This window comes from Pseudomonas baetica (assembly GCF_019733355.1).
In the GTDB taxonomy this organism is placed as follows: Bacteria; Pseudomonadota; Gammaproteobacteria; order Pseudomonadales; family Pseudomonadaceae; genus Aquipseudomonas; species Aquipseudomonas baetica_A.
In genome coordinates, this window is sequence record NZ_JAIHLQ010000084.1 from 1 (window position 1) to 9,150 (window position 9,150).

General features: G+C 58.0%; 10 protein-coding genes and 2 pseudogenes. 5 read left to right on the forward strand and 7 right to left on the reverse strand.

The genetic code is table 11. The annotated features are described in order from the left end of the window. Positions 1-226, forward strand: a pseudogene (locus K5E40_RS33665) (hypothetical protein); the annotation flags it as partial. Positions 227-348: 122 nt separating this feature from the next. Next, on the forward strand, positions 349-1,281 hold the full coding sequence (locus K5E40_RS33670; protein ID WP_025999690.1) for an AraC family transcriptional regulator: 933 nt from the start codon (positions 349-351) through the stop codon (positions 1,279-1,281). A gap of 161 nt (positions 1,282-1,442) precedes the next feature. Here the strand turns inward: K5E40_RS33670 and K5E40_RS35860 are convergent, their stop codons facing one another. From K5E40_RS35860 to K5E40_RS33700, 7 genes are all read right to left on the reverse strand, one after another. Beyond that, positions 1,443-1,544, reverse strand: a complete 102-nt coding sequence (locus tag K5E40_RS35860; RefSeq protein ID WP_354668545.1) for a hypothetical protein — start codon at positions 1,542-1,544, stop codon at positions 1,443-1,445. A 294-nt stretch (positions 1,545-1,838) separates the two neighbouring features. Continuing rightward, entirely contained in the window at positions 1,839-2,156 is a 318-nt protein-coding gene (locus K5E40_RS35310) for an SDR family NAD(P)-dependent oxidoreductase (protein WP_228759039.1), read from the reverse strand. Next, positions 2,153-2,233, reverse strand: a complete 81-nt coding sequence (locus tag K5E40_RS35865; RefSeq protein WP_354668546.1) for a hypothetical protein — start codon at positions 2,231-2,233, stop codon at positions 2,153-2,155. Before K5E40_RS35865 ends, K5E40_RS35310 begins: the two co-directional genes overlap by 4 nt. Then, positions 2,203-2,484, reverse strand: coding sequence for a hypothetical protein (locus tag K5E40_RS35315; protein WP_025999689.1), 282 nt, complete (start codon positions 2,482-2,484; stop codon positions 2,203-2,205). Before K5E40_RS35315 ends, K5E40_RS35865 begins: the two co-directional genes overlap by 31 nt. Next, positions 2,471-2,749, reverse strand: coding sequence for a zinc-binding dehydrogenase (locus K5E40_RS35485; RefSeq protein WP_025999688.1), 279 nt, complete (start codon positions 2,747-2,749; stop codon positions 2,471-2,473). The genes K5E40_RS35315 and K5E40_RS35485 overlap by 14 nt, the downstream gene beginning before the upstream one ends. A 332-nt stretch (positions 2,750-3,081) precedes the next feature. Continuing rightward, positions 3,082-4,089, reverse strand: a complete 1,008-nt coding sequence (gene cydB / locus K5E40_RS33695; RefSeq protein ID WP_016969245.1) for a cytochrome d ubiquinol oxidase subunit II — start codon at positions 4,087-4,089, stop codon at positions 3,082-3,084. Between the two features lie 38 nt (positions 4,090-4,127). Continuing rightward, complete coding sequence (locus K5E40_RS33700) at positions 4,128-5,534, reverse strand: cytochrome ubiquinol oxidase subunit I (RefSeq protein ID WP_050439964.1); 1,407 nt, start codon at positions 5,532-5,534, stop codon at positions 4,128-4,130. A gap of 329 nt (positions 5,535-5,863) precedes the next feature. Here K5E40_RS33700 and K5E40_RS33705 point away from each other — a divergent pair, with 329 nt between their 5' ends. From K5E40_RS33705 to K5E40_RS33715, 3 genes and pseudogenes are all read left to right on the forward strand, one after another. Then, positions 5,864-8,137, forward strand: coding sequence for an FdhF/YdeP family oxidoreductase (locus K5E40_RS33705; RefSeq protein WP_016975662.1), 2,274 nt, complete (start codon positions 5,864-5,866; stop codon positions 8,135-8,137). Positions 8,138-8,704: 567 nt separating this feature from the next. Then, entirely contained in the window at positions 8,705-8,980 is a 276-nt protein-coding gene (locus K5E40_RS33710; RefSeq protein WP_016969247.1) for a metal-sensing transcriptional repressor, read from the forward strand. Between the two features lie 54 nt (positions 8,981-9,034). Then, positions 9,035-9,150 (forward strand): annotated as a pseudogene (locus K5E40_RS33715) (S-(hydroxymethyl)glutathione dehydrogenase); the annotation flags it as partial.

Genomic DNA, 9,150 nt, shown 5'->3' on the forward strand with positions numbered 1-9,150 from the left:
CCAGCGTGTAGCTGAAGGTGGTTCCGATCGCACCCCAGGTTCCCAGCGTGTAGCTGAAGGTGGTTCCGATCGTACCCCAGGTTTCCAGCGTGTAGCTGAAGGTGGTTCCGATCGCACTCTAGGTTTCCAGCGTGTAGCTGAAGGTGGTTCCGATCGCACCCCAGGCTTCCAGCGCGTAGCTGAAGGTGGTTCCGATCAACTGAAAGCACGAGCTAAACGGTCGTAAGATAGTTTCACTAATTCTCGGCCCGGCTTTGCCGGGCCTTTTGTCATACCGAGCTAGTGGGGTATCTTACGCGTCCCTGTTTGCGCTATTCTCAGGATTAGACGATGTTCAGGGGCCTCGACATGTCAGAATCAAGTCCGCAACTCTTCCCAACCTTTGACGATCCGCTTTCATTTAAGCGGGCGGTAATTTCGTCGATTATTCGCCGTTTTACGACAGGTTCCGGAATATACCAAACCGCTATTGAGGGTCTCAATTTAGTTCGAAACGATACACCTACGGATACGCTGTATAGTGTTTATAAGCCTACACTGTGCTTGGTGGTGCAAGGTCGAAAGGAGGTTCGTCTATTTGGCGAGCGGTATGTATATGATCCTCTGAACTATTTGGTGATTTCTGTTACTCTTCCGCTCGCGGGTAAAGTTATTGAGGCATCCCCGGATGTGCCCTATTTAGGTGCGCTTTTAGACATTGATCCTGCTCAGATTAGTCAATTGATTGCTGATAGTAGTCCTGTCGGTGTCCCTAGTAATGGCGATGTAAGAGGGCTGTATCTTGGAAGTACTGATGGCCCGTTGCTGGATGCTTTGTTTCGCTTGCTGAGCTTGCTTGATAGCCCCGAAGATATCTCTCAGCTCGCACCTATGGCCTTGCGAGAAATATTTTATCGATTGCTGCGAGGTCAGCAAGGCCAGAGGCTCTACGAAATTGCAGTGGTCGACAGTCAATCATATAGAGTAACGCGAGCAATCGAATGGCTAAATAATAATTTTGCTGAACCTATGCGGATCGATGAATTAGCAAAATATGTAAATCTCGGGGTTTCGACTCTCCATCATCGTTTTAAAGCTGTTACTTCTATGAGTCCGCTCCAGTATCAGAAACAACTGCGATTGCACGAGGCTCGAAGGTTAGTGCTCAGTCAGTCAACCGATATTGCAACAGTAGCCTCTCAAGTAGGTTATGAGAGTCAGTCACAATTCAGTCGCGAGTATAGTCGGCTTTTTGGAACCTCTCCCTTACGAGATCGCGCTCGCCTTCGTCGGTCAGGCTAAGTCCATCTTCTATGGAGTATCTGAGAGAAAGGAGCTCTTTGACGTCTTAGGTGGTTCTTGAAAGTCGCGGCGATGATAGTGATCATGAGAACAAGTAGAACGACGCAGGGTATCAGCACCCAGTTTGACTTGAGTGGCCTGGGCAGAAAAAGATAGGCTGCCTATGAGCTTTCGAGTAATGGCAGCAATGTCCGTTTCGCGGGATAGTATATAAAGCTGCTCTCGCAACGTGCCTCGAATTTGCGCAGATGCCGACTCATCAAACCATCGACGACATCGGTGATCTAGGCGAACAGGAATAGAGGCATGGCTAGGGCGAGGATGGTTTCTCGCACTATAAACGAGGAGACTGTAAACAAAATCGCCTGCAAGTTGTCCTGACGACGACGTAAGCTACATCGAGTACCTGGCCTGTGATGAGGCGCTGTCTGGAGCACGCAGGTAGCGGGCGCATCGGCTATCTCCCAGGGCTGGCCTAGCCTGGGCAGTGGGGTGTTGGCGATAAGCGTCTCATCGGCCGCCGACGTGACGGTTTCAGCAGGGGTGTTTCGATGCGCCTAGGGGCCAGGGCATTGGCCGTAATGCCATAGGCCCCAAGTTTTCCTGGCAGGTGTCGAGTGAACCCGATGATGGCTGCCTTGGGTGGCACTGTAGTGGGAGGCCACAGCGTGCCATGTAACCACGAAGCCTTGGGCGCGCAATCTCTCGCCCTGAGCTTGTAGCGCTTGAGGGTTGAGGGTTGAGGGTTGAGGGTTGAGGTCGAGCAGTGCGACGGTAGCGCCTTCTTCGCAATAGCGCTGCGCAACCGCCGGACCGATGCCGCTCGCAGCACCAGAAACGAGCACATTCCTACCACTGTGACGACCTGCAATCATGGATTGATCTCCAGCATTATCTTGCCAATGTGACGACTGCTTTCCATCAGTGCATGTGCCTGGGAGGCTTCATGCAGCGGGAAAGTGCAGGAAGGCATTGACCTGCGCCAAGCAACGGCCAGACATCGGCCTGCAGGGCTGCAGCGATGTTGGCTTTTTCCGCTTTGGATCGGGCGCGGAGGGTCGAGCTGATAAAGGCCAGGCGCTTGAGTATGATCGGCATGACGTTCGACTCGGCCGTACTGCCTTCGAGAAAGGTGATCTGCACCAACTTACCTTCCACCGGCAGGGTGTCGATATTGCGCTGCAGGTAGCTACCCCCGACCATGATTGAGGATCAGGTTCACACCCTTGCCCTCGGTCTCGGCCCAGACCACCTCGGCGAAATCTTCTTCTCGGTAATTGATGGCCCGGCTGGTACCTGCGCTGCTACATGTCTCCAGCTTGGCCTCGCTGCCTGCCGTTGCCAACACCCGCGCGCCGAACTGATTGGCCAGCTGGATGGCGGTCAATCCGATTCCGCTAGACCCGCCATGCACCAGCACGGTTTCGCCGGGTAACAGGCGGTCGTGCTCGAATAGATTGGTCCACACGGTGAATTAGTTTCCGGCTGCAGTATTCAGCGTAGTCGCCACCTGGCGTGAGTGCGCACACCTACGCACCGACCTGCAATCCCTGCACGGCCGCACCCACGGCCACCACTTCGCCCGAGACTTCCAGGCCGAGGTAGGGTGAGGCTGAGGTAGAGTGAAGCATCGGCTGGCGGCGGATAGCTACCCGAGCGCTGCAATTCATCCGGGCGGTTCACACCGGTATAGGCGACCCGGATCAGCACTTCGTCGGCGGCCGGAGTGTAGATACCTACCTCGGTTACATGCATCAGTCAGCGTTGCCAATTGGGGGGGCGATCAACAGCATTGTCTGGCTAATGATAACCATCACCAATCTTAACTTTGCCGCGGAACACGTAGTAGCTCCAGGCCGTGTACACCAAGATGAACGGCAGGATGAACAGCGCGCCGATCAGCGCGAACAGCTGGCTCGCCACCGGCGAGGCCGCCTGCCACAGCGTAACCGACGGCGGGATGATGTTCGGCCAGATGCTTATGCCCAGGCCGCTGTAGCCGAGGAAGATTACCAGCAGGGTGAATAGGAACGGTGCGGCGGTGGCCCGGTGCGCCAGGGTGGTCAGGGTGCCTAAGAAGCAGAACAGCAGCAGCAGAGGCACCGGCAGGAAATAGAACAGGTTGGGCAGGCTGAACCAACGCTGGGCAATCTCGGGGTGGGCCAGCGGCGTCCACACGCTGATCACTGCGATGGCGATCAGCAGGCCCCAGATGAAGTACGAGGAGTAGCGGTACATCTCTTCCTGCAGACGCCCCTCGGTCTTCATGATCAGCCAGGTGCTGCCCAGCTGGGCGTAGGCCAGCAGCAGTGCGAAGCCACAGAACAGCGGGAACGGACGCAGCCAGTCGAGGGCGCCGCCGGCGTACATGTTGTTTGCCACCGGGATGCCATCGAGGAACGCCCCCAGGGCGACGCCCTGGGTGAAGGTGGCGATGATCGAGCCGCCGATGAACGCCTTGTCCCACCAGTGGCGGTTGCGCTCGCTGGCCTTGAAGCGGAACTCGAAGGCCACGCCGCGGAAGATCAGGCCCAGCAGCATTAGCACCAGTGGCAGGTACAGGGCGCTGAGGATCACCGAGTAGGCCAACGGGAAGGCGCCGAACAGGCCGGCGCCGCCCAGCACCAGCCAGGTCTCGTTGCCGTCCCACACCGGGGCGACGGTGTTCATCATCACATCGCGCTCTTCCTTGTCCTTGATCGCCAGGAAGAGGATACCGATGCCCAAGTCGAAGCCGTCCATGATGACGTACATCATCACGCCAAAGATGATGATCAATGCCCAGATCAAAGTGATATCCACGCCCATGGCCATCGCTCCTCAGGTTGCCGTCGCCTTCGACAGGGTCAGTGATCGTCCGCTGCGGACAGGGGGCGCGCGGGGGTCTTGGACTGGCCCGCGCCACCTTCGATCGGGTGCTCGCCTTCGTGGCGCTGCGGCCCCTTGTGCACCAGCTTGAGCATGTAGGCGATACCGGTGCCGAACAGCACGAAGTACACCACCACGAATGCCGCGAGGCTGACGCTCATCTGCGCGGTGCTCAGCGGTGATACCGCATGCTCGGTGCGCATCAGCCCGTAGACCACCCAGGGCTGGCGGCCCATCTCTGTGGTCACCCAGCCGGCCAACAGGGCGATCAGCCCCGCCGGGCCCATGCACAGCATGAACCGGAGGAACAACGGCGTGGTGTGCAGGCGGTCGCCACGGCGCAGCCACAGGCTCCACACCCCGGCGAGGATCATCAGCAGGCCCATGCACACCATGAGCCGGAAGGTCCAGAAGATCACCGTGGAGTTGGGCCGGTCCTCGGGGGGGAATGACTTCAGCGCCGGAATCTGGCGGTCGAGGCTGTGAGTCAGGATCAGGCTGCCCAGATAGGGAATCTCGATGGCGAAGTGGGTCTTCTCGGCCTTCATGTCCGGCCAGCCGGCCAGGATTAGCGGCGACGGCTCGCCCGGGACGTTCTCCCAATGCCCTTCGATGGCGGCGATCTTCGCCGGCTGGTGCTCCAGGGTGTTCAGGCCGTGGGCATCACCGACCACCGCCTGGATCGGCGCCACCACCAGGGCCATCCAGCAGGCCATCGACAGCATGGTGCGGGCCGGCTCGATGTGCTGGCGGCGCAACAAATGCCAGGCCCCCGAGGCGCCAACGAAGAACGCGGTGCTGAGGAACGCGGCGATCGCCATGTGCGCCAGGCGGTAGGGGAACGACGGGTTGAAGATCACCGCCAGCCAGTCCACCGGCACCGCGCGGCCGTCGATGATTTCGTGGCCCTGGGGCGTGTGCATCCAGCTGTTGGAGGAGAGGATCCAGAAGGTCGAGATCAGCGTGCCCAACGCCACCATGCAGGTGGCGAACATGTGCAGGCCTCGGCCTACCCGATCCCAGCCGAACAGCATCACACCTAGAAAACCAGCTTCGAGAAAGAATGCCGTGAGCACTTCGTAAGTCAGTAGTGGCCCGGTAATGCCGCCGGCAAAATAAGAGAACTGCGACCAGTTAGTGCCGAACTGATATGCCATCACCAGGCCAGAAACCACTCCCATGCCGAAGTTAAGCGCGAAGATCTTTATCCAGAACATGTAAAGATCGCGATACACCTCCCTACCGGTCTTCAGATACAGACCTTCCAGCACGGCGAGATAACTCGCGAGGCCTATGGTGATTGCCGGAAAAAGAATATGCATGGCCACTGTAAACGCGAACTGAAAACGAGCCAAATCAAGCGCCGTAGAGCTGAATGTTTCCATGGTTCTCGGCCTCACAGGGCGCGGCTTCAGTACCGCAATGCGAATGAGACGCAACAAGTAGATGAGTAGCTCATCGATTCGTTGCCTTGACATGTCGAAAGAGTGTGGCTTGATTCTAGAACACGATTTTCCCTTGTCGACCAAACTTTTGATTCCAGATCACCGGTAGGTTGGATCCAGCTTTGCTGGTTGTCTTTATTTGACAAGGCTGTACGCTTTCCTCCTGAACTGTCACAACCAAACCCAATTCCTCAAGTCCGCTAGAAGAGCGGTTTATTACGCAACTATCGGTTTATATCGAAAAAATATAAAGCGTTTAAGGAGCGACCATGACGACTCGACGCAAGGTACCCGGTGTACGTAACTACGATGGCCCAGCTGGTGGCTGGGGGGCGTTGAAGGCGACTGCGACAGCGGTGCGAGAGCAGATGGATACGCTCAAAGCGCCCATTACGCTGATGCGCACCAACCAGCCGGATGGTTTCGATTGTCCCGGGTGCGCCTGGCCCGATAAGGAACATAAGTCGACCTTTCAGTTCTGCGAGAACGGCGCTAAGGCGGTGACCTGGGAAGCGACCAACAAGCGCGTCACACCTGAGTTTTTCGCCAACCACCCGGTGGCCACGCTGCTGCACCGCAGCGATTACGAGCTGGAAGACCTCGGGCGGCTGACCCATCCGCTGGTCTACGACCACGGCAGCGACACATACAAACCGGTCGAGTGGGAGCACGCCTTCGCCCGGATCGGTGAAATCCTTCGTGGACTGGAACCCAACCAGGTCGAGTTCTACACCTCCGGCCGCGCCTCCAATGAGGCAGCCTACCTGTACCAGTTGTTCGCGCGGGCATTGGGTACCAACAATTTCCCCGACTGCTCGAACATGTGCCATGAACCCACCAGCGTGGGACTGCCTCGCTCCATTGGCATGGGCAAGGGCTCGGTGTCGCTGGACGATTTCGAATCGTGCGAGTTGGTGATTTCGATCGGCCATAACCCCGGTACCAACCACCCGCGGATGATGGGCACACTGCATGAGGTATCCCGGCGCAAGGTGCCGATCATGGTCATGAACCCACTGCGCGAGCGGGCGCTGGAACGATTCGCTGACCCGCAGGACATGATCGAGATGGCCACCTACGGCTCGACCCGGATCGCCTCGACCTACCTGCAGGTCAAGGCCGGTGGCGACGCGGCGGCAATTAAGGGGGTGATGAAGTCGCTGCTGGAGATGGAGGACTCGCTCGGCCAGGTGCTCGACTTCGAATTCATCGCCCAGCACACCAATGGCTTCGAGGCGCTCAAGGCCGATCTGCTGGCCACTGCATGGCCCGATATCGAGCACGCTAGTGGTCTGACCAAGGCCGAGATGGAAAAAGTTGCTGCAGCCTACGCTAAGTCCAACGCCACTATCGTCACCTATGGCATGGGCATCACCCAGCACAACGAGGGCACCGCGAACGTGCGGCTGATCTGCGACCTGCTGATGCTGCGTGGCAACCTCGGAAAACCCGGCGCCGGTATCTGTCCGCTGCGCGGCCACTCCAATGTGCAGGGCAACCGCACCGTGGGCATCACCGAGAAACCGTCCGCCGATTTCCTGCAGAAGATCGAGCAAGTACTGGGCTTCAAGCCGCCGGCCGAACACGGGCATGACTCGGTGCAGGCCATGCAGGCAATGATCGCTGGTACGTCGAAGGCGCTCATCTGCCTGGGCGGCAACTTCGCCGTGGCGTTGCCCGATCCGGCCCAGTGCTTCCCGGCCATGGGCAAGCTGGATCTGAGCGTGCACATCGGCACCAAGCTCAACCGCACGCATCTGCTGGTGGGCAAGGAAACCTACCTGTTCCCCTGCCTGGGGCGCACCGAGTTGGACGTGCAGAACGGAGAGCGGCAGTCGATTACCGTCGAGGACTCGATGTCGATGGTGCATGCTTCGGCTGGAAAACTGCTGCCCGCATCGGAGTTCTTGCGCTCTGAACCGGCGATCATTGCAGGCATGGCCAACGCGACGATGCCGGACAGCCCCGTGCCTTGGCTGGAACTGGGGGCCGACTACGACAAAATCCGCGACCTGATCGAGAAGACTCTTCCGGGCTTCGAGAACTTCAATGCGCGCATTCGCGTGCCGGGCGGTTTTCGCATGCCGCTACCGGCCACCGAACGCATCTGGATGACCCCCTCGGGCAAGGCCGAGTTCTTCGTCTTCCCGGGCCTACACGAGGACAAGGAAGTCGAGGGTGACGATGTACTGCGCCTGATCACCCTGCGTAGCCACGACCAGTACAACACCACCATCTATGCGATGGACGATCGCTACCGCGGCGTGTTCGGCCGCCGCGACGTGCTGTTCATGAACCCTGCCGACCTGCAGGCGCGCGGCTTAGCCCACGGCGACTTGGTGGACATCGAGACGGTCACCCATGGTCGCAAGATGCGCTATGAACGCATAACTGCCATCGAGTACAAGATCTCGCCTGGGTCGGTGGGGGCCTATTATCCCGAGGCCAACCAGCTGGTGCCGCTGGACTACATTGACGTGGACAGCGGAACGCCGTCGTACAAGTCGGTGCCGGTTAGGGTGATGCGTTCAGAGTTAGGTTGATTCGATTAGAAAGATGCCCATCCCTCTGAAATGAGATTTGAAGGGATGGGCATCAAGCCTCATGCAATTACGTTCGTGCATTTAGTCAATTGTGAAGAGGATTGTGTAATCCAGTGCCGAACATCTCATCCAGACTGCAAGGACAGTAGTGCGTTGGCAGAGGCCAATGGGCCAAAAGACCTATTGGGTCAATTTTGAGGCGATCCAAGGAACGTTGACTCGGTATCTGTCCTTTCGATGATCGCAGCTCGGCGAATCCGCGACTCGTTCAACCGAGCTTTGGGCACCCTCCATCCGTCACTCATCTCCCGTGCCTGGCTCATTCGCTACGAAACCTTATGGGACGTTCTGCTCAGTCATTTCAGTGAAATGGACGACCCTCCCAGATCGCGGAATTTCAGAGTAGACGGTAGGTGAAAGGTCGCCCGATAGCTGGATGTCGTCGTCGCAGGCGATCGATCAAGCGGGTCCGCGAGAGGGGAAAGCGCCGGGCAAAAAAATTTTGGTTGTTGTTTTATACTGTGGGGGGGTATAGTATGACCACATCAACGGCAAGGGAGGATGGCAATGCCCCAGTGCCCCAAAGAGAAGGAGAAAGCTCTCGGTCACGCTAGAGGTATTAGCGAGCAGGTCACGGCTCTAGAGCATGACCTGGAGGCTGATCCGACATGTGTCGCGGTTCTGCAGCAGTTGGCAGCAGTACGCGGTGCAATCAACGGCCTGATGGCGGCCGTTCTGGAGAGCCATCTACGGGAGGAGTTTCCTGACGGAGGGGCGAGGAGCGACTCGCAGCAACAGTCTATTAACGAAACCATCTCCATCGTTCGGTCGTATCTCCGGTAACCAATTCCAGGTGGTTTTGGTGACGGGGACCAACTCAAAAAAGGAAGTGACATCATGAAATCACGTGCAGCAGTGGCCTTTGGGCCAGGTAAACCGCTGGAAATCGTTGAGATCGACGTTGAGCCGCCACGCAAGGGTGAAGTGCTCGTCAAGATCACCCATACCGGCGT